Origin of the sequence: Algisphaera agarilytica, assembly GCF_014207595.1 — a bacterium.
Lineage (GTDB): Bacteria > Planctomycetota > Phycisphaerae > Phycisphaerales > Phycisphaeraceae > Algisphaera > Algisphaera agarilytica.
Genome location: NZ_JACHGY010000001.1, coordinates 148,876 through 175,057 on the forward strand (window position 1 = coordinate 148,876; position 26,182 = coordinate 175,057).

At 64.1% G+C, this 26,182-nt stretch carries 22 protein-coding genes and 1 tRNA gene; 8 read left to right on the forward strand and 15 right to left on the reverse strand.

Annotation, left to right across the window (positions count from 1 at the left end):
- Window positions 1–29 precede the first annotated feature (29 nt).
- The 4 genes from HNQ40_RS00615 to HNQ40_RS00630 form a co-directional block, all read right to left on the reverse strand.
- A complete protein-coding gene (locus HNQ40_RS00615) occupies window positions 30–1,433 on the reverse strand; it encodes an MFS transporter (protein WP_184675338.1) in 1,404 nt (467 codons plus the stop codon).
- Window positions 1,434–1,767: 334 nt separating this feature from the next.
- On the reverse strand, window positions 1,768–2,868 hold the full coding sequence (locus HNQ40_RS00620; RefSeq protein ID WP_184675343.1) for a peptide chain release factor 1: 1,101 nt from the start codon (window positions 2,866–2,868) through the stop codon (window positions 1,768–1,770).
- An 84-nt stretch (window positions 2,869–2,952) separates the two neighbouring features.
- On the reverse strand, window positions 2,953–3,621 hold the full coding sequence (locus HNQ40_RS00625) for a hypothetical protein (RefSeq protein WP_184675344.1): 669 nt from the start codon (window positions 3,619–3,621) through the stop codon (window positions 2,953–2,955).
- Between the two features lie 184 nt (window positions 3,622–3,805).
- Window positions 3,806–4,066: a type B 50S ribosomal protein L31 gene (locus HNQ40_RS00630; RefSeq protein WP_184675346.1), complete on the reverse strand. Its 261-nt coding sequence runs from the start codon at window positions 4,064–4,066 to the stop codon at window positions 3,806–3,808.
- A gap of 123 nt (window positions 4,067–4,189) precedes the next feature.
- Between HNQ40_RS00630 and HNQ40_RS00635 the strand changes: the two genes are divergently transcribed.
- The gene (locus HNQ40_RS00635; RefSeq protein WP_184675348.1) at window positions 4,190–5,155 is read left to right on the forward strand and encodes an aminotransferase class IV; all 966 of its coding nucleotides are present in this window, start codon (window positions 4,190–4,192) and stop codon (window positions 5,153–5,155) included.
- A gap of 22 nt (window positions 5,156–5,177) precedes the next feature.
- Here the strand turns inward: HNQ40_RS00635 and HNQ40_RS00640 are convergent, their stop codons facing one another.
- The 7 genes from HNQ40_RS00640 to HNQ40_RS00670 all read right to left on the reverse strand — a co-directional run bounded on the left by HNQ40_RS00640 (window position 5,178) and on the right by HNQ40_RS00670 (window position 10,364).
- Window positions 5,178–5,753, reverse strand: coding sequence for a DUF3106 domain-containing protein (locus HNQ40_RS00640; RefSeq protein WP_184675350.1), 576 nt, complete (start codon window positions 5,751–5,753; stop codon window positions 5,178–5,180).
- A gap of 26 nt (window positions 5,754–5,779) precedes the next feature.
- Window positions 5,780–6,400 (reverse strand): prepilin-type N-terminal cleavage/methylation domain-containing protein, encoded by a 621-nt coding sequence (locus HNQ40_RS00645; protein ID WP_184675352.1) that lies wholly within the window; start codon window positions 6,398–6,400, stop codon window positions 5,780–5,782.
- 102 nt (window positions 6,401–6,502) lie between these two features.
- Window positions 6,503–6,988: a hypothetical protein gene (locus tag HNQ40_RS00650; protein ID WP_184675354.1), complete on the reverse strand. Its 486-nt coding sequence runs from the start codon at window positions 6,986–6,988 to the stop codon at window positions 6,503–6,505.
- A 205-nt stretch (window positions 6,989–7,193) separates the two neighbouring features.
- Entirely contained in the window at window positions 7,194–7,814 is a 621-nt protein-coding gene (locus HNQ40_RS00655; RefSeq protein ID WP_184675356.1) for a type II secretion system protein, read from the reverse strand.
- A 63-nt stretch (window positions 7,815–7,877) separates the two neighbouring features.
- On the reverse strand, window positions 7,878–8,981 hold the full coding sequence (locus HNQ40_RS00660) for an ARMT1-like domain-containing protein (protein WP_184675358.1): 1,104 nt from the start codon (window positions 8,979–8,981) through the stop codon (window positions 7,878–7,880).
- A 20-nt stretch (window positions 8,982–9,001) separates the two neighbouring features.
- Window positions 9,002–9,634, reverse strand: a complete 633-nt coding sequence (gene hisH / locus HNQ40_RS00665) for an imidazole glycerol phosphate synthase subunit HisH (protein ID WP_184675360.1) — start codon at window positions 9,632–9,634, stop codon at window positions 9,002–9,004.
- 91 nt (window positions 9,635–9,725) lie between these two features.
- Window positions 9,726–10,364 (reverse strand): OmpA/MotB family protein, encoded by a 639-nt coding sequence (locus tag HNQ40_RS00670; protein ID WP_184675362.1) that lies wholly within the window; start codon window positions 10,362–10,364, stop codon window positions 9,726–9,728.
- A gap of 165 nt (window positions 10,365–10,529) precedes the next feature.
- Between HNQ40_RS00670 and HNQ40_RS00675 the strand changes: the two genes are divergently transcribed.
- Window positions 10,530–13,526 (forward strand): FAD-binding and (Fe-S)-binding domain-containing protein, encoded by a 2,997-nt coding sequence (locus HNQ40_RS00675; RefSeq protein WP_184675364.1) that lies wholly within the window; start codon window positions 10,530–10,532, stop codon window positions 13,524–13,526.
- A gap of 28 nt (window positions 13,527–13,554) precedes the next feature.
- Here HNQ40_RS00675 and ettA read toward each other — a convergent pair whose 3' ends face one another.
- The 4 genes from ettA to HNQ40_RS00695 all read right to left on the reverse strand — a co-directional run bounded on the left by ettA (window position 13,555) and on the right by HNQ40_RS00695 (window position 17,630).
- On the reverse strand, window positions 13,555–15,240 hold the full coding sequence (gene ettA / locus HNQ40_RS00680; RefSeq protein WP_184675366.1) for an energy-dependent translational throttle protein EttA: 1,686 nt from the start codon (window positions 15,238–15,240) through the stop codon (window positions 13,555–13,557).
- A 273-nt stretch (window positions 15,241–15,513) separates the two neighbouring features.
- Window positions 15,514–15,587: transfer RNA gene (locus HNQ40_RS00685), tRNA-Pro, on the reverse strand.
- Window positions 15,588–15,795: 208 nt separating this feature from the next.
- Window positions 15,796–16,443, reverse strand: a complete 648-nt coding sequence (locus HNQ40_RS00690; protein WP_184675368.1) for an imidazoleglycerol-phosphate dehydratase — start codon at window positions 16,441–16,443, stop codon at window positions 15,796–15,798.
- On the reverse strand, window positions 16,440–17,630 hold the full coding sequence (locus HNQ40_RS00695) for a pyridoxal phosphate-dependent aminotransferase (protein ID WP_184675370.1): 1,191 nt from the start codon (window positions 17,628–17,630) through the stop codon (window positions 16,440–16,442). The genes HNQ40_RS00690 and HNQ40_RS00695 overlap by 4 nt, the downstream gene beginning before the upstream one ends.
- A 109-nt stretch (window positions 17,631–17,739) precedes the next feature.
- Between HNQ40_RS00695 and HNQ40_RS00700 the strand changes: the two genes are divergently transcribed.
- From HNQ40_RS00700 to HNQ40_RS00725, 6 genes are all read left to right on the forward strand, one after another.
- On the forward strand, window positions 17,740–19,344 hold the full coding sequence (locus tag HNQ40_RS00700) for a hypothetical protein (protein ID WP_184675372.1): 1,605 nt from the start codon (window positions 17,740–17,742) through the stop codon (window positions 19,342–19,344).
- Window positions 19,345–19,444: 100 nt separating this feature from the next.
- On the forward strand, window positions 19,445–20,620 hold the full coding sequence (locus HNQ40_RS00705; protein ID WP_184675374.1) for a DegT/DnrJ/EryC1/StrS family aminotransferase: 1,176 nt from the start codon (window positions 19,445–19,447) through the stop codon (window positions 20,618–20,620).
- Between the two features lie 218 nt (window positions 20,621–20,838).
- Window positions 20,839–21,108 (forward strand): WXG100 family type VII secretion target, encoded by a 270-nt coding sequence (locus tag HNQ40_RS00710; RefSeq protein WP_184675376.1) that lies wholly within the window; start codon window positions 20,839–20,841, stop codon window positions 21,106–21,108.
- 88 nt (window positions 21,109–21,196) lie between these two features.
- On the forward strand, window positions 21,197–21,826 hold the full coding sequence (locus HNQ40_RS00715) for a hypothetical protein (RefSeq protein ID WP_184675378.1): 630 nt from the start codon (window positions 21,197–21,199) through the stop codon (window positions 21,824–21,826).
- Window positions 21,823–22,035, forward strand: a complete 213-nt coding sequence (locus tag HNQ40_RS00720; RefSeq protein WP_184675380.1) for a hypothetical protein — start codon at window positions 21,823–21,825, stop codon at window positions 22,033–22,035. The genes HNQ40_RS00715 and HNQ40_RS00720 overlap by 4 nt, the downstream gene beginning before the upstream one ends.
- On the forward strand, window positions 22,032–26,069 hold the full coding sequence (locus HNQ40_RS00725) for an FtsK/SpoIIIE domain-containing protein (RefSeq protein ID WP_184675382.1): 4,038 nt from the start codon (window positions 22,032–22,034) through the stop codon (window positions 26,067–26,069). Before HNQ40_RS00720 ends, HNQ40_RS00725 begins: the two co-directional genes overlap by 4 nt.
- Window positions 26,070–26,182 lie beyond the last annotated feature (113 nt).

The following is a 26,182-nucleotide window of genomic DNA, read 5'->3' on the forward strand; positions in this document are numbered from 1 at the left end:
CAGCAAATCAAAAACGACATCTAAGGGGTTCAATCGAACATCCACAAGTATGCCTGAGGGAATCTAACGTGGATCACGATCGCCACCACCACGAGAATCATCAGGGCAAAGAACGTCAAGCGGGCTTTCAGTGCGCCGGGCGAGATTTCTTTCATCTCCCGCCGCGGGTTCATGAAGACCCAGGCAACACAGGCCGCCACGTTGAGGGCCGCCGCCAGCACAAAGAACGAGTTGGCCGTGCCCGTTTCCGGGGCGAAGAACGGCAGCGTCACGCTGGAAACAAAGATCGGGAACACGATCGCGCTGACCGCGGCACCCATGTTGCCCATCATGTTCATCGCCGCCGACACAGCGCCGGAGCGCGAACCGCCGATGTCGATGCAGAACGCCCAGCTCGGGCTCAACGTCATCTCCACACCGAACAGAGCCAGCGAGTAGCTGAGGATCAAGACCCAGACCGAATTCATCTCGACCGCTTGAGTCGTGAGCAGCAGACCGATCGCACCCAACGCGAAGCCGATCATCGCGGGCAGCCGACGCGAGAGGACGGGCATGCCGCGCTTGTGCAGGGCCGTGACCATGTAACCCGAAAGCCACAGCGCCACCGCCCCGCTCAGCAAAGGCAGTGATGCCATCCAGGCTTTGTCTTCTCCATAAGTCTCGCTGACGTAGGGCTGCATCCAGGAGATGCTGATGAAAAACGTGAAGTTGCTGGCGATGTATTGGAACATCGCCAAGAGCACGTTGCCCGAGGTGACCACCTGGATATACGGCACGGTGGATTCAGTGGCCTTCTCTTCCTCGATGCCCTTCTCGATCAGGTCCGCCTCAGCATCATTCACCAAGGGGTGATCACGCGGGTCATCGCGGTACCAGAACCACCACGCCAAGCCCCAGACCACGCCGATCAAGGCGTTGGCGACAAACGTCATCCGCCAGCCGATCAGGTCGATCAGCATCGGCATCAAGACCAGGCAAACTGCCGCCCCCACCCGGGCCCCCGAGTGAAAGATGCCCAGCCCCAGACCGCGTTCACGGGCGGGCAGCCAGCTGTACATCGCCCGCGCGGCTCCGGGATACGCCCCCGCCTCGCCCACGCCGAACAGAAAACGCACGACGATCAGCGCGATCGCGGTGTACACAAACCCGGTCCACGCGGTGAAGATACTCCACGCAATGACCACAATGGTCAGCGCCAACCGCGGGCCGGCCTTGTCGCTGAACCAGCCCGCCGGGATCTGGAACAAGGCGTAACCCACCGCGAAAATGCCGAAGGCGAGTCCCATCCGCTCGTCGGTCAGCCCCGAGATGTCTTCCTGCATGTCCAGCTTCGCCGACGAGATCGCCACGCGGTCCATGTAGGTGTTCATCGTGTGGAGGAACAGCAGAAATACAAGCAGGAACCGTTGACGCGTCACAAAGGTATGAGACATAGAACTACTTTCGATTCGGGAGAGATGAGCGAAGCTAAAATACTGCACCTCACAGCAAATGCAATAGCGGTGCGCGCAATTGACCGGATTTGATGTTCGGGATGAGGCGGTAGGTCAGGCCTTCGACCTGACAGCTGCATCGTATGAAATGCGCATCAGGTCGAAGACCTGACCTACTTCAGCGGCCCTCGCTTACGCTTCGGGCTCGGAGTCCGGATGGCGGGTGGACTTAATCCGAGCGTGAAGCGTCAGCGTCGTAGGTCAGGCATGCTTGCCTGACATCGAGTGATAGAAACTCCGTGTCAGGCAGGCATGCCTGACCTACATCTCCGCATCAGAGGGATGCGAGCCGCTGCGCGCGGTCCTCGGCAATAAGGGCTTCGATCAATTCATCCAGCGCCCCGGACATGTGCGTCTGCAGGTTGAAGTTACGCCCCAGGCGGTGGTCGACCACCATGTTGTCCTTCCAGCGATACGTCCGCACACGTTCGCTGCGGCCGCCGGTGCCGATCATCTTGCTGCGTTCCTCGGCGTACTCCGCGTCCTTCTCGGCCTGCATACGTTCGTACACCCGAGCCCGCATGAGCTGCATCGCCTTCTGGCGGTTCTGGGCCTGGCTCTTGGATTCCTGCATCCGCACCTCGATGCCGGTGGGCTTGTGGATCATGTGGACGGCGGTGGCGACCTTGTTGACGTTCTGTCCGCCGGGGCCCTGGGCGGTGGTGACGTGGACCTCGAGATCGCTGTCGGGGATATCCACCTCGACTTCTTCCGGCTCGGGGAGCACCGCCACGGTCGCGGTGCTCGTGTGCACCCGGCCCTGGGTCTCGGTCGCCGGGACACGCTTCACGCAGTGCACCCCGCCCTCGTAGCCAAGCCCCTGCCAGACGCCCTCGCCACCCACGGTCGCGGTCGCGTGACGCACCCCGCCCTGCTCACCCGCGGCGAGGTCAACGACCTCCATCTTCCAGCCGCGCGACTTGGCGAAGTTCTGGTAGACCTCGACGAGTTCGCCCGCAAACAGCGCCGCCTCCGCCCCGCCGGTGCCCGCGCGGACTTCGAGGATCACGCTGCCGATCGCCGCGTCGTCGGCCGTGACCAGTTCGTTGCTGATCTCTTCCATCAGCGCCGCCGAGCGCTCCTGCAAGTCGGGAAGCTCGGCCTCGGCCATCTCGACAAGTTCCGCATCGCGGTCGTCGCCGGTCGCCTCGATGATCTGTTTCGCCTCGTCCGCCTCGGCGTCGAGTTGTTGAAGCTCGCGGTACTTGCCCACAATCCCCGCGATTGCGGAACGCTTGGTGCCCAGCACGCGGAGTTGCTGGTGGTCCGACACGACCTCGGGGTCGGCGAGCTGGCGTTCGAGCTCGTCAAACTGCGCCGCGACTTCGTCGAGCTTCTGGCGGATCGCGTCGAGGGTGGAGGGATTCAGAGCCATCGGGGCAAGATACCACAGCCCGGAAAGAAAAAGGCTGTGCGTTCAAGCACAGCCTTGGGAAAAGCAGGATGGAAGCTCCGACGATCAGGCCTTGCGACGGCGGCGGAGGCCCAGCAGCGACAGGCCGCCGAGCATCACAGCCGACATCGGCTCGGGGATGATGGTGATGGCGATGTCATCGAAGGTGAAGTCGATACCCTCGAGGTTGACCAGCACCAGCGAGAAGCCGTCCTCCGCAGCGAGCGGAGCGATGAAACCGTCGGGGATGACGCTGTCTTCGATGGAGTTGGAGTCCGAGCCGACACTCACCGTGGCGGTGGTGCTCGAACCGTCGCCGGTGATCACGAAGTCGACGACAAAGTTGCTGGTACCCGCTTGGTTGGTCACGGCGTTGCCGTTGGTTTCGGGGGCGGTAAATGCATCACCCGCGTTAGCGCTGACCAACACCTGGGGGGAACTGCCCGAACCGATCTCATCGACTTCGCCGCCGTACTCCACGGTGCCGTCGGTGATCAGGAACAAGGCGTCGAAGTTGAGGTCGCCGGTAAAGTCGAAGGTCATGGTGCCTTCGATCGTGTAGCTGTCGGTCGAACCGATCACACCCGCCCCGAGGAGCGAGAAGGTTTGTTCGGAGTTGGCGGCGATCACACGGTTCGAATCGGTGTAGTTGACCAACGAACCGAAGGCCTGGGTCGATCCGAGACCACAGACAGCAGTGGCAGCGAGAGCGGCCGAGAGAACTGAGAAACGCAAGACTATCTCCTCTCCAAAGAAAACGGTACATCCCAAGACCGACCCCGGATGGTCGATGCATGATTAAACCGGAAATCGGCTCTTGGAACAACCCTGAAACTTTAAGGATATCCCCGAAAAACAGCGTTCACCGGCGCGGGGCCGATGAACGCTGGATTGGATTCGAGTTGGAAGCGTCGTGGGTTTACTTCTTGCCGAAGTAGTTGCCCGCGAACTTCTTTTGGAACTTCTCGACGCGGCCGGCCGTGTCGACGAACTTCTGCTTACCGGTGAAGAAGGGGTGGCTGGCGCTGGAGATGTCCACCTTGACCAGGGGATACTCGTTGCCGTCTTCCCACTTGATCGTTTCCTTGGAGGTCGCGGTCGAGCGGGTGATGAACATCTCGTCGGCCGAGACGTCACGGAAGACTACGGTGCGGTACTCGGGGTGGATGTCGTTCTTCATGGCGTATTTGGGGGTTAGGTGTTGGGGGCTTAGGGGCTTGGATCGAATATCCGGGACCCTTGGGGCCGCCCGATTTTTCGAGTCGAATACTATACACTTTGCCGCCCGATCCGCAACCACCCCTTGCCCAGAAAGCTCGCCATTTCCAGCCCAAGCCCCCAACCGCCAAGCCCCCAAGCCCCCCCCGACATCTACCTCAACGGGCGGATGGTTCCCGCCTCGGAAGCCTCGATTTCGGTCTCCGATGCCGGTTTTCAGCATGCGGTGGGGCTTTTTGAGACGTTTCAGGTCCACCAGGGCCGAGCGTTCCGCCTCCAGCAGCACCTGGATCGGCTCGCGGGCTCGGCCCGAGAACTGGGCCTGGTCGACGAATTCCACACCGAACCCCTGGCCGAGGCGGTCCAGAAAACCATCGAGCACAACCAGCTGGTCCGGGCCCGCGTCCGCCTGACGCTCACCGCCGGGACGCTCTCCATGCTGCAAACCGCCGCGGACGGCAAACCCGAGATCGAGGTGCAGCGCACCCTCGCCATCGTGCCGACCGAGCCCACCGCCTACGCCCCGGAGTACTACACCCAGGGCATCACCGCCCGCATCCACGGCCCCGCCGCGAGCCCCTTCGACGACAACGCCGGGCACAAAACGCTCAACTACTGGTCGCGTCTGCGATCGCTCCGCCGGGCCGCCGCCGCGGGGGCAGGCGAGGCGATCTGGCTAAACATCACCAATCACCTCGCGTCCGGTGCAGTGAGCAACCTGCTGCTGGTGAAGGACGGGAAACTGCTGACCCCGTTCGCGCGGGGCGAAGAAGTGCCCGAAGCCCTGCGGGCGCCGGTGCTCCCGGGCGTGACGCGGGCGGCGGTGATCGAGCTTGCCCATCAACAGAGCATCGACGTCGTGCGGAAGATGCTGACCGTGGAGGACCTGCTTGAGGCGGACGAGGTGATGCTGACCAACTCGGGGTGGGGCGTTTTGCCGGTCACCAAGGTCGAGCAACGAGAGATCGCGGACGGCAAAGTCGGCGAGATGACCACGACGCTGCGCGAAGGGCTCAACGCAATGTTTGTCGCCGAAACCTCGGGCGATTGAACCGCGAGAACTAGAAAACGAATTATTTCTGTTTCTTGTACTTCTGGCTGAACATCTCGCGCATGAGTTGATTCATCTGCGAGTCGCCGTTGGCCATGCGGTCGCTGATGTGGTCGCGTAGCCGATCGGCCCTTTCGGCCTGCTCTTCGGCAGAAGGTTCGGGACGATCACCGCCCGGCCGGTTCCCACGGAACCGCGACGCCAGTTCCTCACGCTCTTCGGGCGGCATATCCGCCAGCCCCACCAGCATGGAGCGGAACTGGATCATCCGTGCATCACGCATCGCCTCGGCGAGTTTTTCGTCTTCCGCGCGGAGTTGTTTGCGGGTCTCGGGGTCAAGCGATCCGTACTGCTCGCGGATCACGTCGTAGTACGGCTGCTTGGCTTCCTTCGACAACCGGTCAAACCGCGGCGACTGAACCAACGCTTGGGCCTCTTCGATGGTCTCGGGCATCGCGGGCGGGGTGAGGTACCAGGACGCACCACCGACCACGGCCACCACCACCGCCCCGCCGATCACCAGGCTTCCCCGGCGTAGCAAGGCTTTTCGCCGTTCGGCTTTGACATCGACTTCTTGAACTGAGAGTTTTCCGGGCATGATCGGGTCCACGCAAAAAGGTGTGATTACTTGACGACGATATCGACGTGGCCGTCGCCGAAGAGGATGTTGCGTTTGAAGTGGCGTTTGGGAACCAGGACCGTATCGCCGCCGATGAGATTGAACTCGGTGCCGCCCTCTTCGCCGTCGAAGTCGCTGGCGATCTCGATCTGGGCGTCGGTCCAGCCCATCCGCTGCACGAACGTGCGGGCAAGCAGATTGTTCATACTCGTGCCCGCCACCGCGGGGCTGTAGACGTAGCTCATCCCCGCGAGCGGGTAGACCGTGTCGTCATCGGGACAGAGATACAGCGGGTTGGTCTCGGGGGCGGGTCCGGATTTCACATAGCTGTCCAGGATTTCGTAGAGCGGCGGATCGCCACTGATAGCCACGAACGGCTCGGGGATCGGCCGGGCGAGCGGATAGACCTCGTCGTGGTCGATCAGGTAGCTACCCAAGACCAGGCCGATCTGGCGGAGGTTGCTGGAGCAGGTCACCCGTTGGGCCGACTTACGAGCTCCGCTGAGCGCCGGCAGCAGCAGGCCAACGAGCAGGGCGACGATCGAGATCACCACCAATAATTCGATGATGCTAAAGCCTCGTCGAGGCTGGAGCCTGGGTGGGTGCTGGTTAGTTAGCCGAGCCATAAACCTAAATCCAAAGGCAAATACTATTGTCAATTGCTGCGTTAGAGACACTCGTATTACGCATGACTGTAGGCCATAGTTACCGCTTAAGCTCAATAATAATCAAGAACCACTCTTTTGCTGGGCTTCTTTCTGTTTACGGCGTTCGGCCCGCATCTCACCGCGAAGCTGGCTGCTCTGGGCGCTTCCATTGGTGACCCGGTCGTTAACCCGCTCGTTGCTGGGGCCGTCGCCACGACCACCACCATCGCCGCCGCCCCGGCCGGGCTCCCCGCCCCGCTCGCCACGACGCTCCTCCCGTTCCTCCATCATTTCCTGGCGTTCTTCAGGCGTAGCCAGCACATACGCCTTGGTGTAAGCGTCTCGCTCGGCGTCACGAGATTCACGCAACGCAGCACGCATCGCCTCGTTCTCCCGGATCATCGCCTGACGTAAGTCTCGGTCCACCGAGCCGAACTGCTCTCGGATCACATCGAGGTACGGCTGCTTGGCTTCCTTCGAAAGACGCTGGTACCGGGGCGACTCGACCACGGCTTGGGCTTGTTCAAAAGTCTCGGGCATGGCGGGCGGGGTCAGATACCAAGCCATCCCCGAAGCTCCGGCCACAACCAAGACAGCCCCCAACGTGCCCCCCCAGACTTTCAGCCGACGTTGACGTCGCTCGGCTTTTACATCCACTTCAGTTACGGTCATCCGTCCAGCCATGGCACTTTTCCATTCTTTGGGTTAATGGGTGTTAAATTTAACGAGGGGAATCACTATTTTTTCTAAGAACATCCGAGCCCGTAACGGTTTAGATGCCCGGCAGATTGATATCGACGTGGCCATCGGCGAACAGCAGGTTGCGTTTGAAGTGACGCTTGGGCACGAACAAGTCGCTGCCGTCTTCGAGGAAGAACATCGAGCCGCCCTCGTCGCTGTCCTCGCCGTCGAAGTCGCTGAGGATGCGGATGTAGGACGCATCCCAGCCCATGCGTTCAACAAAACCGCGCGAGAGGATGTCCGGCAGGGTCGCTCCGGCGACGTGGATTTCGTACTTGTAGCTCATGCCCGACAGCGGATAGACCGTGTCGTCATCGGGGCATTGGTACACACGGTTGGTGTCGGGGGCCTCGCCGATCTGGACGTAATACGCCAGGACTTCGTGCAGCGGCGGGTCGGTGCTGAGGCTGGGGAAGGGAGAAGGGATCGGCCGGGCAACGGGGAAGTAGCCATCGAAGTCCTGGGTGTAGGACTCCATGATGACCCCGAGCTGGCGGAGGTTGCTTGAACAGGTCACACGCTGGGCGGACTTGCGGGCCCCGGCCAACGCGGGAAGCAGCAGGCCGATGAGCAGGGCGATGATCGAGATCACCACCAGCAATTCGATGATCGTGAAACCGGAGCGGCTGTCGGGGCGGGTTGGGTTGGACATGGGAGGCGTTCCGTTGGTTCGTGCAGCAGGTTGGGACTGCGGTACAACGTCGGCCTCGGGGGTTTATTGCGGCGGCGCAGGCTCGAATTTCATCACCAGATCAAACACCTCGGCATCCAACGCCTCGGCCACGCCGGTGTCTTTGAGCATCGCTAACTTCAACGTGTCGCACGTCATGCGCGCCGAAAGGTTGGTCTCCACCGCCCGCCCCATGCCTTCGAGCACCACCAGGTCCACCCCAGCCGCCTCGACCGCTTCGGCCAACTCAGAGCTGACCCGCGTCAGGTCGATCAACGGGGCGTTGTTCCCGCTGGCCACGAGGGTCAGCCGCCCCGCCGCGCGGGCATCCCGCAAGACCGGGTCGAACGCCGCGATGCGGGCAACCAGCTCGCCCAACTCGTCGTGGGTCACATCGTTCAGCGACGGATAGGTATTGGCTGTGAGGATCACCTCGGTGCCCCGCTTGAGCAGCTCCCGGGCAAACGGCAGCATCCCCAGCGTCACATCCGGCCCGGCGTTGTCCACGAACAGCACCGCGGCTTGGTGCGGCGGGCCGTCGAGACGCTCCAGCCACTGGTCCAACGCATCGAACCGCCAGGGACGAGGACGCAGCTTGGCCCGCACCGCGTGGAAGTCGACCCGCTGGTCGGTGAACATCGCCGCCGTCTCGGTGGCGCCGAGGTCGTAGATGTTGCCCGTGAAGACGCCCTGGATGATCGCCACGCGACGCTCGGCCTCGGGCATGGCGTCCAACTGCTGCAGCAAGTCGGGCAGCAACGCCAGGGCGTGCTCAGTGTCGGTGTGCTTGGCCAGGCGGTAAGCATCATCGATGCCCGCGGCCCGCAGGGCACGTTCCCGGGCGTAACAGATCTTCAGGATGTCCAGCGAGCCGAAGGCCGCGGGGTCTTGCCCGAGGATGTCGAGGTAGCCGTTGAACCGGTCGAGCGCTTCGCCGATCGCCCGCTCCACTTGCTCGGCGTCTTCGCCGCGGTCGTCGGCCTCTTTGCGGTACGCCTCGAGCAGCGTCGGGAAGTGCCGACGAAACAGGTCCAGCCAATACGCGCAACGCTCGGCGTTTTCGATCAGATCCCATTCGCACGGCCGATACCCCTCCGGGTCGGCTAGGCGCGGAAAGACCGCGGTGTCGGTTGAGGCGCTCGCGTCCATGCCGTTTCCCTTCAGCGGGCTTACATCGCCGAGAAATTCTTGAGGATCTGCAGGCCCACCCGCTGGGACTTCTCGGGGTGGAACTGGGTCGCCCAGACGTTGTCGCGGTGCAGCGCTGCACAGAACGGCGCGCCGTAGTCGGCCGTCGCGGCGACGACCGCGTCGTCCTCGGGCACGCAGTAGTAGCCGTGCACGAAGTAGACGTAGGCTTCGTCGTCCAGTCCGGCAAAGAGCGGGCTATCACCACACACATCCAGCCGGTTCCAGCCCATTTGGGGGACCTTCAGCCGCGGCTGGTCGGGGCCCTGGCCTTCCTGGAAGCGGAGCACCGTGCCCTTCACCACACCCAGCCCGGGCACCGGGTCGTCCTCGGCGTCTTCGGTCGAGCTGTCCAGCAGCAACTGCATCCCCATGCAGATGCCCATGAGCGGTCGGCCCGAGTCGATGAAGTCGTGCACGGGCTGCGTGAACCCGCGGTCGTGCAGATGTGCCATCCCGTCGGCGAAGTTGCCCACGCCGGGCAGGATCAGCTTCTCGCAGCCGGTGATTTCGTTCGGGTCGGACACAACCACCGCCCGCGTTCCGCCCAGATGCTCAAACGCCTTCTGGACCGACCGGAGATTTCCCATGCCGTAATCGAGGATGCCAATCATTGGTCTAGTGATAAGGGGTGAGGATTGAGGGATGAGCAAAAAGGGGTGAGTTTATCTCAGGCCTCACGACTCAAGCCTCACTGCTTCCCGATCACTCTCCCGAAAGCAGCACCACGATTTCGACGCGGCGGCTGAGCTTCTTGGTTTCCTTGGCCTTCTGGGCACCGAAACCGGCGGCGTACATCAGCTCGGCGGGGAGGCCTTGCTCTTCGAGGTAGCGGTAGACCGCAGCCGAGCGCTCGAGGCTGAGCTGGAGGTTGTCGACCCAGCCCGACTTCTTGATCGGGTCGGTGTCGGTGTAGCCTTCCACACGGACCCGGCGGCCGGGGTACTCGGCGTCGATGATGCTGGCGATGCTCGACAGCGTGCTCTTGGAGGTGTTGTTGAGGGCGACTTTGCCCGGGGCGAACAGCAGGTCGCCGGGGACACTGACGGTGATCGCCTGGTCGGTTGCACTCGCGGTGACGCCGCCGCCGACGTTGTCGAAGGCCGTCTCATCAACCGCGGTCGAGGCTCCAGCCAGATCGCTGCGGAGCGTCGAGTTCTCCATGTTGAGGGCGTCGTTGGCCCGACGCAGGTCGTCGATGAGGTTCTGGGCTTCCTGGTTCTGCTCGAACAGGGCGTTGCGTTCGTCACGCAGACGCTTCATCTCGGGGCCGCAGCCGGTGGCGACGATGGCGAAGACCAGGAGGCCCAGGCCGAATACCTTGCTTTTGTGTTGACCGATCATTGCCGTTCCTTTCGCCTTGGGCGTTGTGTGGGAGTCCGTTCCAGACCGCCCCTCCAGAGCGACAAGATAGCAAAATCCCGGTTCATCGGCGAAGCGAGTTGTACGGGTTCGCCAAGGATCGGGCTGCCGTAAACTGTATTTTGGGCTCGACGCCCCACCCGACCCATGCCCCCCGATGTCGCCACCAGCCCGTTCGAAGAAGTCCTGCGTTCCGCAGTGCGGGGCGAGGTTTATTCCGACCCCGCCACCCGGGGCCTCTACGCCACCGACGCCAGCCACTATCAGCAGCAGCCCCGGGTTGTGGCCGTGCCCCGAGACGAGGCGGACGTGGTCACGGCATTGAAGATTGCCCACGAGCACCGCGTGCCCACGACCGCGCGAGGCGGAGGCACCGCCCTGTCCGGCCAATCCTTCGGCCCGGGGATGGTGATCGACTGCTCCAAGTTCATGAACCAGGTCCTGGAGATCAACGCCGAGGAAGGCTGGGCCCGCGTGCAGCCAGGCGTGGTGCGGGATCAACTCAACGCCGAGCTCAAACCACTGGGCCTGCACTTCGCCCCCGACCCTGCCACGTCCAGCCGTGCCACCGTCGGCGGGATGATCGGCAACAACTCCTCGGGCACCCGCTCGATGGTCTACGGCAAAACGATCGACCACACGTTGTCTTGCCGCGTCGCACTGGCGGACGGGACCGTACTGGAATGCGGGCCGATGGACGACGAGGCTTGGCAACGCCGGGCTGCGGGTGGCGATGGGGTCGATCCGCGGGAGGCCGAGGTGTACCGCGGCGTGCGTGATCTGGTGAACCGACATCAAGATGCGATCACCGCGAAGTTCCCACGGGTGATGCGCCGGGTGTCGGGCTACAACCTCGACGAGTTTGTCGACGGCGCGGGCTACTGCGGGCCGATCGGGCCGCGGGCGGATGCCATCGCCCCCGACGCTCACAGGACATGGAACCTGTCGAACCTCATCGTCGGCAGCGAGGGCACGCTCGGCGTGCTACTCGAAGCCAAGCTCAGGCTCACGCCCCTGCCGCACGCCACGGCCGTGTGCGTCGTCCACTTCGACGACGACCTTGCCTCGCTCGCGGCGGTTCCAACCATCAACACGCATAACCCCTCAGCAGTCGAACTGCTCGACCGCAGCGTGCTGCGCGAAGCCAAGGTCAACCCCGCCACCAAAGACATGGCGACCTGGATCAAGGGCGACCCCGCCGCGGTGCTGCTCACCGAGTTCTTCGGCGACACGCCGGAAGACGTCGCAACCAAGGCCCGCACTTTTGCCGATGCGATGCGTAACCAAAAAGTCGGCTACGCCCACCCGCTGCTGCTCGAACACAGCCAACAACACGACGCGTGGGAAACCCGAAAGCTCGGTCTCGGCCTGATCTCTAACGTCAAAGGTCCGGTGAAGGGCCAGGCCTTCGTCGAGGACGCGTGCGTACCCGTCGAAGTATTGCCCGAGTACATCGGCGGGCTGCAGGCGAAGTGTTGCGAGCTCGGCATCGGCTACTCCATGTACGCCCACGCCTCGGTCGGCGTGATCCACTTCCGCCCCGCCATCGACCTGCACCGCGATGACCACCGCGAGGCGATGCAACAGATCGCAGAATACGCCTTCACCCAAGTGCAAAAGCACGGCGGCGTCTTCGCCGGAGAACACGGCGACGGCATCGTCCGCGGCGGGTTCATCCCCCGCACCTTCGGCCCCGAGCTCTACGACGCCTTCGTCCGGCTCAAAACCCTCTTCGACCCCCGCCACCTCATGAACCCCGGCAAAATCATCGACAGCCCGTCGATGACCGACCCCAAGCTCCTGCGCTACGGTAGCCAATACCGCGTCGCGGAAGTCTCCTCGCAGTTCCACTACCGCGATCAGGGCGGATTCCGTTTGGCGGTCGAGCAGTGCAACGGTGTCGGGGCCTGCCGCAAGCTCGGGAGCGGGACGATGTGTCCGTCGTACATGGCCACGCGGGATGAGAAAGACACCACCCGCGGCCGGGCCAACGCGCTGCGGCTGGCGATGTCGGGGCAGATGGGCGGCGATACCGCGGATGACGATTCCGAGTTGACGGTTCAAGCGATGACCACGGCGCTCGGCGGCGATGCCGTGCACGAGGTGCTGGACCTGTGCCTATCGTGCAAGGCCTGCAAGAGCGAATGCCCCAACGCCGTGGACATGGCCAAGCTCAAGGCCGAGGCGACACAGATGCGCCACAACCAACACGGCATCCCACTCGGGGCCAAGCTCATCGGCCGGATGCCCGACGCCTCGCGTTTCATGTTCGGCCCATTCGCGTGGATCGGCAAAACGCTCGACCGCCTCCCTCCTTACCGCGTGCTCTTCGAAAAACTCACGGGTATCGACCGCCGCCGTCCGTTGCCCGCGTTCGCATCCCTACACCTGCATTCGTTGCTCAAGCAACGCCCAGCCCAAGAACCTGCTGCGGGCGCGAAGACCGTCGTGCTGTTCAACGACACCTACACCAACACCATGGAGCCGCACCTCGGCCTCGCCGCGATCGATCTGCTCGAAGGCTGCGGCTACCGCGTCGTGCTCGCCAACGCGGGCTGCTGCCAAAGGCCGAGGCTTTCCAAGGGCCTGCTCAAAGAAGCGAAGATACTTGGGCAACATACGCTGCGTAACCTCGACGTTTACGCTCAGCAAGGCTGGCCCATCGTGTGCCTCGAACCCTCGTGCGCCTCGGCCCTGAAAGACGACCTGCCCGACCTCATCGAAGACGAAGCGTTGGGACGCCGCGTCGCGGAGTACGTCACGATGATCGACGTTTTCCTCCAAGCCGAGGGCGTCCAGCTCCGCAGCAAATACCCCGATGTCCTGCTCCACGGCCACTGCCACCAAAAAGCCCTCTTCGGCACCAAGGCGATTCGCCAACTCGCCGACGCGATGCCTAACACCACCTGCGAAGAAGTCGATGCGGGCTGCTGCGGCATGGCGGGCTCCTTCGGCTACGAACACCACGACCTCTCGGAACAAATCGGCGAAGACCGCCTCTTCCCCGCCGTCCGTGACGCGGTGGCGCAAGGTAAAACCGTCGTGGCGTGTGGCATTTCGTGTCGACACCAGCTCCACGATTTCTTGGACGTAGAGGCCAAGCACTGGGTGGAAACCGTCGAACCCGCCCCCGAAAGCGAATAGCCCGCAAGCGGCTCACCGATGCCAAACATTACCGCGTCAACGGCCGGTACTTGATCCGGTGCGGTTGGTCGGCATCGTCGCCCTTGCGTTTACGCAGGTCCGCGGCGTAAGCCTCGTAATTGCCCTCGAAGAACTTGACCTGGCTGTCGCCCTCGAAGGCGAGGATGTGGGTCGCCACGCGGTCGAGGAACCAGCGGTCGTGGCTGATGATCACGGCACAGCCGGGGAAATTCTCTAACGCTTCTTCGAGTGAGCGGATCGTGTTGACGTCCAGGTCGTTGGTAGGTTCGTCGAGCAGCAGCACGTTGAACTCGGTGGTGAGCATGCGGGCGAGGTTGACACGGTTGCGTTGGCCGCCGGAGAGCGAGCCGACGAGTTGTTGTTGGTCGCTGCCCGAGAAATTGAAGCGGGCGACGTAGGCCCGGCTGTTCATTTCGAGGTCGCCGAGCTTGACGTTTTCCTTGCCGCCGCTGATGGACTGCCAGACAGAGTGGTCGTCTTCGAGGCTTTCGCGCATCTGCTCGACGTAGGCGAGCTTGACGGTGTCGCCGAGTTCGAGGGCGCCCGAGTCGGGCTGGTCCTGGCCGACGATCATCTTGAAGAGTGTGGTCTTGCCCGCGCCGTTGGGCCCGATGATGCCGACGATGCCGCCGGGGGGGAGGTCGAAGCTGACGTCGTCGAGCAGGAGCTTGTCGCCGTAGCCCTTGGAGACGTTGCGGACCTGGAGCACCTTGTCGCCGAGGCGTGGGCCGGGGGCGAGGTAGATCTGCACGTCCTTGGCCCGCTTGCGGTGCTCGGCGTCGTAGAGCGCTTCGTAGCGGGCGACACGGGCTTTGTTTTTCGCTTGCCGTGCGGCGGGGGATTGGCCGATCCACTCGGCTTCGCGTTTGAGTTCCTTGGCCCGCTTGGCGTCGTGCTTGGCTTCGAGCTCGAGGCGTTTCTGTTTCTGGTCCAGCCAGGACGAGTAGTTGCCCTTCCACGGGATGCCTCGGCCGTGGTCGAGCTCGAGCATCCAGCCCGCGACGTTGTCGAGGAAGTAGCGGTCGTGGGTCACCGCGATCACGGTGCCGGGGTATTGCTGCAGGTGCTTCTCAAGCCAGGCGATGCTCTGGGCGTCGAGGTGGTTGGTGGGTTCATCGAGGAGCAACACATCCGGTTGTTCGAGCAGTAGACGGCAGAGCGCGACACGCCGCTTCTCACCGCCAGAGAGTGGGCCGATCACCGCATCGCTCGGCGGGCAACGCAGCGCGTCCATCGCCATCTCGAGTTTGCTGTCGATCTCCCAGGCACCCATCGCGTCTAGCTTTTCCTGCACGACGCCCATGCGTTCGAGCAGCTTCTCCATGTCTTCGGGCGACATCTCCTCGCCGAACTTCTCGTTGATCGCGTCGTATTCGGCCATGAGCTCGGTGACGGGCTTCACGGCTTCGCGGACGACTTCGATCACGGTTTTATCGTCGGGCAGCGGCGGCTCCTGGGGGAGGTAGCCGACGGTCGTGCCGGGCTGGGCCTGGATCTTGCCCTCGAAGTCGGTGTCGGTCCCGGCGAGGATGCGCAGGAGCGTCGACTTGCCCGCGCCGTTGAGCCCGAGCACGCCGATCTTCGCGCCGTAGTAGTAGGACAGGCTGACGTCGTTGAGCACGACATTGCGGTCGTACCGCTTGGTCACGCCCATCATGGAGTAGATGATTTTGGTTTCGTCGGTCGTGGACATGGGCGGCAGTTTAACGGTTGGAAAGCTTGAAGCAGCGCTTCGCTGATCGCGGAGCTTGTGAGACGCGGAGGCGCGGAGGCGCGGAGTAAGACAACGCAATGCGTGGGAGCCAGCCCGATCGATCCTTCGGCGGCAGTCTCTATTACTGGAGCACCGGGGTTTCCTCCGCGCCTCCGCGTCTCACAAGCTCCGCGATCGCCTTGGACGTACCAGATAAGCTCACCCCCTACCCCACAAAAGAAGCCTCCGGCGGTTAGGCCGAAGGCTTCTTAATCGGGGCGACAGGATTTGAACCTGCGACCTCCACACCCCCAGTATGGCGCGCTACCAAGCTGCGCTACGCCCCGATAAGGAGTAAGTATTGAGTTTTCAGCAGATTGCAGAGCGTGGCCGTGAGGGCCGAATCTGGAATCTGTCCCGTTTGGGGCGTGGCACATGGCCAATCCCGGTTTGGGGAGCCGCACACTATAGCAATTCGGGGGCACTCACGCTAGGGCGTGTGTGGCCCTCCTATCGAACCGCCCTGCCGTGCTACGGCAGGGCATTGGTCACGCATCAGAGCGAGCCCTTGGTGGAGGGGATGTCGTCGTGGGTGACTTGGATCGCCATCCGCAGGGCCCGGCCGAAGGCCTTGAACAAGCCCTCGGCGATGTGGTGGTTGTTGTCGCCCCACGGCACCTCGAGGTGCAGGTTCATCTTGGCGTTGTTCATCACAGCGTTGAAGAACTCTTTGACGAGTTGGACATCGAAGGGTTGGATGTTGGAGCCGACGATTTTGGGATCCGGGGCTTTGTCGCTGCGCTCCGCAGCCTCCGGCTTGATGGCGTAGTGGGTCCAGTCGACTTTGAAGACGAAGGCCGGGCGGCCCGAGAGGTCCAGGGCGCAGCGGGCGAGGGTTTCGTCCATGGGGACGGCGGAGTGGCCGTAGCGCTCGATGCCGCGTTTGTCGCCGAGGGCTTGGTCGAGGGCTTGGCCCAGCGCGATGCCGACGTCTTCGACGGTGTGGTGGTCGTCGATGTGGGTATCGCCGCCGCAGGAGACGGCGAGAGCGAGTCGGCCGTGCTTGGCGACGTGGGTGAGCATGTGGTCGAAGAAGCCGACGCCGGTGTTGATGTCGTCGGGCGAGCCGGTGCGGTCGAGGTCGATGCTGACCTTGATCTTGGTCTCGTTGGTGTCGCGTTGGATGGAGGCGGATCGGGTCATGGCGAAATGGAGTCCAGGATGGCCAGGAGTTTGTCGTTCTGCTCGGGCGTGCCCACGGTGATGCGGAGCTTGTCGGTGAGGCCGGGCTTGCTGAAGTAGCGGATGAGGATGTTTTGTTGTTTGAGGGTTTCGTAGATGGTTTTCGCTTGGTCCGGGGCTTCGCTTTGCTCAGCCCTCGGCTTGGGGACCTGGGCCAGGATGAAGTTGGTGTGGCTTTCGGGGACGGTGAAGCCGCGTTCGAGGAGGGCCGTGGTCAGGCGGGTGCGCTCGGCGACGGTGCGGTCCCACGTGGACTTCGCGTATTCTTGATCGCGCAGGGCCGCGGTCGCGGCGGCCTGGCTGAGGATGTCGGTGTTGTAGGAATCGCGGGCTTTGTCGAGGGCTTCGATGATTGCCGGGGAAGCGAGGCCGTAGCCGTAGCGTAGGCCCGCCAGCGAGTAGCCCTTGCTGAGGCTCCGGAGGATGACGACGTTCTCGATGCCTTCCTGCAGCAGTGGCAGCGCGTTGTGCGGGGCGAAGTCGGTGTAGGCTTCGTCGATCACGAGGATGCCCGCGAACTCGTTGGCGAGCTGACGCAGGGTGTCGAGCGATTCGAGCTGGCCGGTCGGGGCGTGGGGGTTGACGATGAATCCGAGCTGGCAGCCTGCGGCGTTGAGCTGGTCGGCGTAGTCGGCGGGGAGCTTGAAGTCTTCGCCGGTGCGCTGCACAACCGTGACGGGTGTGTCCTGGATGTTGGCGAGAACGGGATAGAGCGTGTAGCTCGGATCGGTCATGCCAATGCCGCCGCCCACGGACCTGGACGTATCCGGGGCTTTCTCGCCCCCTGGCGGGGGCTCGGCAGCCCTCGGCTTGGGGGTGAGTGGGTCGCAGAAGACGGTGATGAGCATTCTTAGCAACTCGTCGCCGCCGTTGGTGGCGATGACGTGCTGGGCGGAGAGGCCGTGGAGTTCGCCCGCTACTTGGCGGAACTCCGCGGCGTCGGCTGGGGGATAGAGCCGCAGGGCTTCGGGGCTCAGCCCGCGGATGGCCTCCATGACCGAGTCCGACGGCGGATAGGGGTTTTCGTTGGTGTTGAGCTTGACGATGCCCTCGCCGAAGTCGCCGCCGCCGAGCGTTTCGCGGTAGCCGGGCTGCTCGCCGGGGACGTAGGCGTGGAGCTTCTGGATGTTGGAGCGTTCGTAAGGCATGGCAAGCGGGCTATCGTCGCAGAGCGGGCCGGGGCGGTCAAAAGCCTAGGCTCCCACGGCGTGTCCCTGCCGACCTACACTATGGAAGATGCGACTTTCACGATCAGGGATGAGACGTGGCCGAGCCCTCGGGGCCGTGCTCTGTAGCGCGGGCCTGCTCGCCTTGAGCGTGCCCGAGACCGCGGCCGCCGAGACACGATCCGCTCCCACCTCTGAAGATTCGCCCGTCCCACCATCGTCCACCCCCGCCCTGGTCCCCGACCGCGAGACGACCCAGCAGGCCATCCTGTTGTTCAACGACGCGGTCACGGTCCAGGCCGACGGCCGGCACAACCGCCTGCTCCGCGCCCTGCGCCACCTCGAGGCCCCCGAGCTGGGTCCGCTGTTTGTGGGGTTGTCGCGTGCGGACCACCCGTCGCTGCGCGTCCACGGCATGCTCGGCATCGCCGAACTGAATCAGCCGCGTGGCCTGACGCCCTCCGACATCGCCACAGTTCCCCGGCCCGACGTCCAGGCCGAACTCATCAGCGCCGCGCTCGACGGCGAGCTCATCGACCCGCCAACACGTCTCGCCCTCCTCGGTTGGCAGGGACTGGACCCGGGCGTGAAGCTTTTGCTTTCGTCACCGCTGGTGGCTGCGGGAGACTTCGACAAGGATTCGCCGGGGTATGCCGATCTGCTCGAAGCGCTGGACGACCCCGCCTTAGGCAAAAAGGGTTTGGCCGGTTTGCTCCTCACACAACTGGGCAATGATCAGGGCAAGCAGGTGCTGGCCGATCTCCGCCGATCGACCCACCCTTCCGCCCAAGCGGCCCAGGCGACACTTCTGGAAACCGCGTGGTCGCACGGGCTCAACGGCTGTGCCGATTGGGCCTACTCGATCGCGACCACGCCCGACCTGCCGCCCCGCCTGGAGATGCTCGCCCTGAAAGTCGCGATCCGTTTCGGCGACCGGCGTGCTGACGCATGGTGGTCCGAGCGTTGGTCAAACAGCGAGGACATCACCTTCCAAACACGCCTCGCCTGGGTTGGCCTGGAGGCCGCGCCCTGGATGGATGCCGAGCGGTTTGAACCGCTGATTGATTCGGAGGATGAGCTTGTCGCGCAGCTAGGCCGAACCGCCCAGGCGATTTCTATGTCCCGCAACGACACGGCCGAGTTCCCCGAAGTTGAGACGCGTGTCATCAATCTCATCGAAACCAATCACCCGTTGGCCTGCCGATGGGCGACGCGCTACGCCCAGGACATCGGCTCGGCCGAGTTTGCCTCCGCCGTGGTGCTCAGGACCGAGCCCGGCGAACCGCGTGGACGGGCCCGCCGACTCGACGCGGTGGTCCGCAGCACGCAGACCCTGATCGAGCTCGAACCCATCCAAGCCAAGACGCTGATCGTCACCGCCCTGCAATCCGAAACCGTGGAACCCGCCTGGCAGCGTGGGGTGTTGCTCGGGCTGATCCGTAGCCGGAGCGACGAGGCCCGCGAGATCGTGCAGGAGCTTCCCGCGTTTTCCGATTTGGACACGCAAGCCCTGGCACTGGTGCTCCGTCTGCAGAGCCCCGAGCCGCTCACCGAGGAGCAGACCCAAACGCTGTCGCGCGTCATCCGGGGCGGGGCCGAGCTCGACGACTCGCTACGGATTCAATTGGCGTGGACCTATCTCCAGCAGACCGGCCAGGGGCAAGAGGCGATCGCGGCGGTTTTGGCCCAGCCGTGAGAAGAGCCACAAACCGTGGCGGCCGTGAGGCTTACGCGATACGCTGTTGCCCCGAATCGACCGAGTCGCACGACTCCCCCGCCGACCGACCCCACCGATCATGAGCGACATCCCCCTGAGCCAACCCGACATCACCGACCGCGAGATCGACGCCGTGGTCCAAACCCTGCGCAGCGGCCGACTCAGCATCGGCCCCAAGCTCGAAGAGTTTGAAGACGAGGTTGCTCGTCGATCCCAACGCCGCGAAGGCATCGGCGTCTCCTCCGGCACGTCCGGCCTGCACCTGGTCCTGCTCGCCCTGGGCATCGGCCCCGGGGACGAAGTGATCACCACGCCCTTCAGCTTTGTCGCCTCGGCCAACTGCATCCTGATGGTCGGCGCGACGCCGGTGTTCGTGGACATCTGCCCCAAGTCGCTGAACATGGACCCGGCCAAGGTCGAAGCGGCCGTGACCGACAAGACCAAGGCCATCATCGCCGTCGAAGTCTTCGGCAACACCACGCACATGGCCGCGCTCGAAGGCCTGGCCCGCAAGCACGAAGTGGCGCTCATCGAAGACTGCTGCGAGGCGCTAGGCGGGACCGCGTCCTGCGGACGCGCCGCGGGCTCCTTCGGCCGGGCGGGCGTCTTCGGCTTCTATCCCAACAAGCAGATCACCACCGGCGAAGGCGGCATGATCGTGACGGATGACGACCACCTCGCCGAGCGTTGTCGCAGCCTCCGCAACCAGGGCCGGGCGACGGGCGCTCACGTCGGCACCGACAAGAACGCCGGGTCGTGGCTCGCCCACGAACGATTGGGCTACAACTACCGCCTGTCTGAAATCAACGCGGCGCTGGGTCTGGTGCAGATGCAGCGTCTCGACGAGATGCTCGAGGCCCGCCGCACCGTCGCCGGGCTGTACATGCGTCGGCTGATGGACTGGGACGACCTGGTCCTGCCCACCATCGAGCCCGGGGCCGAGGCGACGATGTCGTGGTTCGTCTTCGTCCTCCGCCTCACCGCCAACTACGGCCACACCGAACGCGACCGCATCATCCAGGGCATGAAACGCCACGAGATCGGCGCGTCCAACTACTTCCCCTGCATCCACCTCCAGCCGTTCTACCGCCAGCAGTTCGGCTTCCAGAAAGGCGACTTCCCCATCGCCGAGTCGATCAGCGAACGGACCATCGCCCTGCCGTTCTTCAACAGCCTCGATGCCACGCAGGTCGAGCTGGTCTGCCACACGCTCAAGGTCATGATCCAACGCGAGCAGCTGCTCAAGCGTGACTGAGCCCAGACAGCGGATCTATTTCGTAGGTCAGGCATGCTTGCCTGACGGGTGTCGTCGAAATATCCGTGTCAGGCAAGCATGCCTGACCTACCTCGCCGCCCCATCCACACGCAATAACCCCGTTTCTGCGGCGTTGCACCCCGAAACGATGCTTCCCCTGCGCGCTTGGTTGATTTACAATTTGGGTGAAGTTTCCCCGCATTCCAAAGGTGGTTCTCTTGGCCAAAGCCCATGTCGATCCGGATGACCTCGTGAAGTTCGCCAAGTCGCTGAACCAGTTCAATCGCACCATGCAAGAGATGACCGCCAGCCTCAAGGGGCAGATGCGGCGTCTCGAAACCACCTGGCAGGACCAGGAACAAGCCAAGTTCTCGCAGGAGTTTTTCGATGCCCTGCGTTTCATCGACCGCTTTGTCGATACCAACGACCAGCACGCCCAGCTGCTGGTCAAGAAGGCCCGCCTGATTGAAGCCTACCTCGACGCCTGACGGCTACCCGTCGGGTACCCGCCCTCCTCCTCCCCGCTTCCCGCCTCAACCGTTTCCCTCGCTCGCTCCGCCCAACCCAAGGATGTTCATGGCCAAAGGTGCACGGGTCCAATCGATCCAGCAACTCAGCGAGTTCCGAGCCTTCCTCGTGAAATTCGCCGAGGGCGTGCGCCACGGCACCAGCCTGGGCGAAAGCGAAGTGCAGAGCACCGCGCGTTGGCTCAAAGACGAACACCCCCAACGCCTCCTGACCGAGCGCCGCAAGGCCGAGCGTGCGTTGCAGAACGCGACGGATGACCTACGCCGTAAACGCCTCCAGCCCACCGCCACCGGCGACCCGCCCTCGACCGTCACCGAGCAAAAAGCCCTGGCCAAAGCCAAGGCCAAGATGCAGTGGCTCGAAGAAAAACTCTCCGCCACCCAGCGGTGGAACCGGCAGTTCGACAAGGAAGCCATCCAATTCCAGTCCGGCCTCCAGCCCGCCCAAAGCCTGCCCGAAGCGGTCATCCCCCGCGCCCTGGCCCGCCTCGAAGGCCACCTGATCGCCCTCGAAAACTACCTCGAAGCCCAGTCGTCCCAAGCCTCCCCATCCGCGCCCGGCGCACCTGAAACTGGCGGCGTGAGCCGTGTCGTTTCGGACGATACCGACAAAGCCCAAGACGACATATCCCCCGCCAACGAAGACGACACCGAGCCCCAAGCCGAGGAGGCCGTATGAGCCTGGGCGTCGGCGCTTCAACCCTGAACGATGCCCGCAAGGCGCTCAACGCCCGGTGGGACGAGCTGTGCCGATCGTGGGACGACGCCGCCGCCCGCAAGTTTGAGCAGGAGTTCATCCGCCCGATGGACCAGGACCTCAAGCAGGCCATCGACGCGATGATCCAGGCCCAACAGTCCGTCCAACGGGCCCGACAGGAGTGCACATGACCCAAGGCAACCCCTCCAGCAACGATCCCAAAGCCGCCACCTCCGCCGCGTCGCCCGTGCCGTTGTCGTCCATCGGCCGACGCCAGCTCGCGGCGCTCGCCGACCTGATCGACCTGTCCAACACCAGCGACCGAACCGAACGCCTGCTCGAGGCAGACGCCCAACAACGCCAGGACTTCATCACAAAGCGCTTCGAGCAGACCCAGGACCGTGTCTCGACCCGCCACCGCACGAACCGTCACCGCCTCGAAAAAGCCCACGCCAAGCAGGACGCCGCGATCCAGGCCGACTACCAACAGCGTAAGGCCAAGCTCGACGCCGACGCGCAGAAGCTGCACAAAAAGCTGCAAGGCCAAACCCAGGACGCCCAGAAGAAAACCGAGTCCGAGCAGACTCACGAGAAGTGGGTCGCCGACAGCATGCTCGAGGGCCGGATCAACGAACTCAAAGCCGAGTACGAGCGCGACCTGGCTCAACTCGACTCGATGCAGCAGCAGGCCCAGGGCGTTGACGGACAGGCCGTGGACACGCTCAAGCGATACCGCCACCGCGACCTGCAATTGCCCGAGCACGTCTCGCCGAATGAAGACGACCTTGCGGAAACCCCCGCCGACCCCGAGGCCGCGTTCAACGAACTGCTCGATCGGTACCCCTCGCAAGACGCCGAGCTGAAGTCGTCCCTACGGCAACTCAAGAAACTCATGCTGCCGACGCTGTTCGTCAGCTTCGTGCCCTATCTGCTTTGGTTCATCCTGACCGCGGGCCTCACCGCCGGGGCGCTCTACCTCGGCCAGCAACTCGCCTGGGAGTGGACGCCCATCTACACCGGCATCGGTGCCTTCGTCGTCGGCGGAGCTATCGTCTGGGGACTGGGGCGCTTACTGTTCGGCATGGGCACCAAGAAAGTCGCCAACGCGCTCGCCGGATACCGCCAACAACGCGAAGCGCATCTGGACTACCTCGACGAGCTCAGTGCAGCCGCAAAGGTTAAGCGTGACGTGCGCGCTGACGCCGCCCGCCAGGAACGCGACGCCGCCCACGAGAAAACCCACGCCAAGTTCGCCCCCTACTTCGAGAAGATCACCACCCGCAGCCAGCAGTCCATCGCCGAGCTCAACGAGAAGGTCCAAAGCAAAGCCACCCTGCTCGACGAACACCACCAGCAACAGACCGCCACGTTCAAGGCCGAGTCCGCCGCGGCGATCAAGCAGATCGACGACCGTCGCAACCGCCGACTCGACATCATCACCCGCCGCCGCGAACGCGACCAACTTGCCCTCGACACCGAGCACGGCAGCAGCGCCGCGTCGCTCCAACAACGCTGGGAAGCGGGCCGTGACCGCCTGCTCCACAGCCTCGACGAGATGCGTCGGCTCGAGGAAACCTCCAACCTCCCCTGGGCCGACCCCGAGTGGACCAACTGGGTCCCGCCCACCACGCCCGCCCCCGCCGTCCGCTTCGGCTCGATTACGCTCGACACCGAGAACCTCCTAGACGAGCAGGCCGCCGGGGGCCGGTTCGACCTGAACCTGCCGCCCTCACTTTCTGTGCCCGCCCTCCTCTCCGGGCCGGACCAGCGCTCGCTCTACCTCGGCACCACGCCCGAGCAGCGCCCCGCGGCGCTCGCGCTCATGCAATCGGTCATGCTCCGCCTGCTCACCACCATGCCGCCCGGGCAAGTGAAGTTCACCCTCGTCGACCCCATCGGCCTGGGCGAATCCTTCGGCGGGTTCATGCACCTGGCCGACCACGAAGAATCCCTCGTCAACGGCCGGGTCTGGTCCGAGCCCGCGCACATCGACCGACGCCTCACCGACCTGACCGACCACATGGGGCAGATGATCCAGAAGTATCTGCGCAACGATTACGCCTCGATCGACGAATACAACGAGCAGGCCGGGGAGCTCGCCGAGCCGTACCGCTTCCTCGTCGTGGCCGACTACCCGCAGGGCTTCTCGACCGACGCCGCGGCCCGGCTCAACAGCCTCGCCGCCAGCGGCGCGCGATGCGGCGTCTTCGTCCTCGTGCTCCACGACCAACGCACCAACCCGCCCACCGGCGAGATCGACGACCTCCGCCGACACTGCACCGTCGCATCGTTCGATCAGGACACCGGCTGGCGTTGGCGGCACGCCGTCACCGAGCGGTTCCCCTTCTTCCCCGACACGCCGCCGAGCGAAGAACTCGTCAGCCAAATCGTCGGCAAGGTCGGCCGGGCCGCGATCGAAGCGGGCCGCGTCCAGGTCCCCTTCTCCACCATCACCCCCGCACCCGGCAGCGGCGACTTCTGGTCCCGCAGCGCCTCGGAAGACCTCGAAGTCCCCATCGGCCGCGCGGGCGCGACGCGCCTCCAATCCTTCCGCGTCGGGCGGGGCGTCGCGCAGCACGCGCTCGTTGCCGGTAAGACCGGATCGGGTAAGTCGTCGCTGCTGCACACGCTCATCACCAACCTCTGCCTCTGGTACCCCCCCGACCAGCTCGAGCTATACCTGATTGACTTCAAGAAGGGCGTCGAGTTCAAGCCCTACGTCAGCCACCGCCCGCCGCACCTCCGCGCCATCGCGATCGAGTCCGACCGCGAGTTCGGCCTGTCCATCCTCAAACGCCTGGACGCCATGCTCGACGAGCGCGGCGAACGCTTCCGTGAGACCGGCGTCGCCAACCTCGCCGGGTACCACAAGGCCGAGCCCGACAAGCCCATGCCCCGCGTCATGCTCATCGTCGACGAGTTCCAGGAGCTCTTCGGCCAGGACGACGCGATCAGCCAGGCTGCCACGCAACTGCTCGACCGTTTGGTGCGCCAGGGCCGGGCGTTCGGCATGCACGCCTTCCTCGGCTCGCAATCCCTCAGCGGCGCTGCCGGATTGCCTCGCGGCACGATGGGGCAGATGGCCGTGCGCATCGCGCTGCAGTGCTCGGAGAACGACAGCCAGCTCATCCTCGGCGACGAAAACTCCGCCGCCCGCCTGCTCACCCGCCCCGGCGAAGCGATCTACAACGACCAGAACGGCACCCTCGAAGCCAACAGCCTCTTCCAGGTCGCCTGGCTGCCCGACCACGAGCTGCGCGACAACCTGCGCAACATCACCGAACGTGCCGCCGAGCGCAGCGTCGAGTCCGAGGGCTGCTTCGTCTTCGAGGGCAACGCCCCGGCGAGCCTCGCCGACAACCAGCCGCTGAGCGAACTGCTCGCCCTGCCCGATTGGCCCAAGCCCGATGCCCGCGGCCTGCACGCCACCTCGGCCTACCTCGGCGAGCCCATCGCCATCGACGCCCCCACCGCCATCACCTTCCCCAAGCTCAACGGCGCCAACGCCCTGGTCCTCGGGCAAAACGCCGACAACACCCTCGGCCTGCTCTGCTCGTCCCTCCTCGGCCTCGCCGCGGCCCACCATCCCGACGCCGCCCGCTTTGTCGTCTTCAACGGCTCAACCGAGCCCCAACACGACGAGCAGATCCGCCAGACCCTCGACACCCTGCCGCACGGCGTCGCCCAGGTGCCCTTCCGTGATGTCGACTCGACCCTCGCCGAGCTCCACGCCGAACTGCAGCGCCGCATCGAAGACGGCGGCACGGAGGCCCCCACCACCTTCATCGCCGTGTTCGGCCTCCAACGCTTCCGCCAGTTCCGCAAGTCCGACGACGGCTTCTCGTTCTCTTTGGACGATGACGCCGGTAGCTCCGCCAAGCCCGACGAGCAGTTGCTGGACCTATTACGCGACGGCCCGGTCGTGGGCATGCACCTGATCGTCGTCGCTGACCGCGCTGCGTCCATCGAACCGGTGTTCGACCGCCGGGCCCTGCGCGAGTTCGACAACCGCGTGATGTTCCAGATGTCCGCCACCGACTCGGCCCAGATCATCGACAGTAGCGAAGCCAACGACCTCGGCCCCTACCGGGCACTGCTGTACCGTGAAGACCGCGGCACGATCACACGGTTCCGGCCTTACGGAATGCCGTCGGAAGATGATCTCAAGCGGTTTGAGCTTTCGCTTACCCGGCCGTATCGCGGCAATAAGGCATCGAATGCTTGAAAACCAAATTCCGAATCTTGTGCTTACCTACAAATCAGACTCTGCCATCAAGTCTGTCTTATCCTGTTCGAAGTGGACGTAGTAGCTCGTCCAACAGTCTGAAACCTCAGTTG

Excerpts from the sequence above, each read along its gene's own strand:
- HNQ40_RS00715 (WP_184675378.1), top strand. The coding sequence starts at position 21,197 with ATGGCCAAAGGTGCACGGGTCCAATCGATCCAGCAACTCAGCGAGTTC.
- ettA (WP_184675366.1), bottom strand. The coding sequence starts at position 15,240 with ATGTCCACGACCGACGAAACCAAAATCATCTACTCCATGATGGGCGTG.
- HNQ40_RS00725 (WP_184675382.1), top strand. The coding sequence starts at position 22,032 with ATGACCCAAGGCAACCCCTCCAGCAACGATCCCAAAGCCGCCACCTCC.
- HNQ40_RS00640 (WP_184675350.1), bottom strand. The coding sequence starts at position 5,753 with ATGCCCGGAAAACTCTCAGTTCAAGAAGTCGATGTCAAAGCCGAACGG.
- HNQ40_RS00650 (WP_184675354.1), bottom strand. The coding sequence starts at position 6,988 with ATGGCTTGGTATCTGACCCCGCCCGCCATGCCCGAGACTTTTGAACAA.
- HNQ40_RS00720 (WP_184675380.1), top strand. The coding sequence starts at position 21,823 with ATGAGCCTGGGCGTCGGCGCTTCAACCCTGAACGATGCCCGCAAGGCG.
- HNQ40_RS00620 (WP_184675343.1), bottom strand. The coding sequence starts at position 2,868 with ATGGCTCTGAATCCCTCCACCCTCGACGCGATCCGCCAGAAGCTCGAC.
- HNQ40_RS00630 (WP_184675346.1), bottom strand. The coding sequence starts at position 4,066 with ATGAAGAACGACATCCACCCCGAGTACCGCACCGTAGTCTTCCGTGAC.
- HNQ40_RS00675 (WP_184675364.1), top strand. The coding sequence starts at position 10,530 with ATGCCCCCCGATGTCGCCACCAGCCCGTTCGAAGAAGTCCTGCGTTCC.
- HNQ40_RS00695 (WP_184675370.1), bottom strand. The coding sequence starts at position 17,630 with ATGCCTTACGAACGCTCCAACATCCAGAAGCTCCACGCCTACGTCCCC.
- HNQ40_RS00705 (WP_184675374.1), top strand. The coding sequence starts at position 19,445 with ATGAGCGACATCCCCCTGAGCCAACCCGACATCACCGACCGCGAGATC.
- HNQ40_RS00660 (WP_184675358.1), bottom strand. The coding sequence starts at position 8,981 with ATGGACGCGAGCGCCTCAACCGACACCGCGGTCTTTCCGCGCCTAGCC.
- HNQ40_RS00700 (WP_184675372.1), top strand. The coding sequence starts at position 17,740 with ATGAGACGTGGCCGAGCCCTCGGGGCCGTGCTCTGTAGCGCGGGCCTG.
- HNQ40_RS00655 (WP_184675356.1), bottom strand. The coding sequence starts at position 7,814 with ATGTCCAACCCAACCCGCCCCGACAGCCGCTCCGGTTTCACGATCATC.
- HNQ40_RS00690 (WP_184675368.1), bottom strand. The coding sequence starts at position 16,443 with ATGACCCGATCCGCCTCCATCCAACGCGACACCAACGAGACCAAGATC.
- HNQ40_RS00615 (WP_184675338.1), bottom strand. The coding sequence starts at position 1,433 with ATGTCTCATACCTTTGTGACGCGTCAACGGTTCCTGCTTGTATTTCTG.
- HNQ40_RS00670 (WP_184675362.1), bottom strand. The coding sequence starts at position 10,364 with ATGATCGGTCAACACAAAAGCAAGGTATTCGGCCTGGGCCTCCTGGTC.
- HNQ40_RS00645 (WP_184675352.1), bottom strand. The coding sequence starts at position 6,400 with ATGGCTCGGCTAACTAACCAGCACCCACCCAGGCTCCAGCCTCGACGA.
- hisH (WP_184675360.1), bottom strand. The coding sequence starts at position 9,634 with ATGATTGGCATCCTCGATTACGGCATGGGAAATCTCCGGTCGGTCCAG.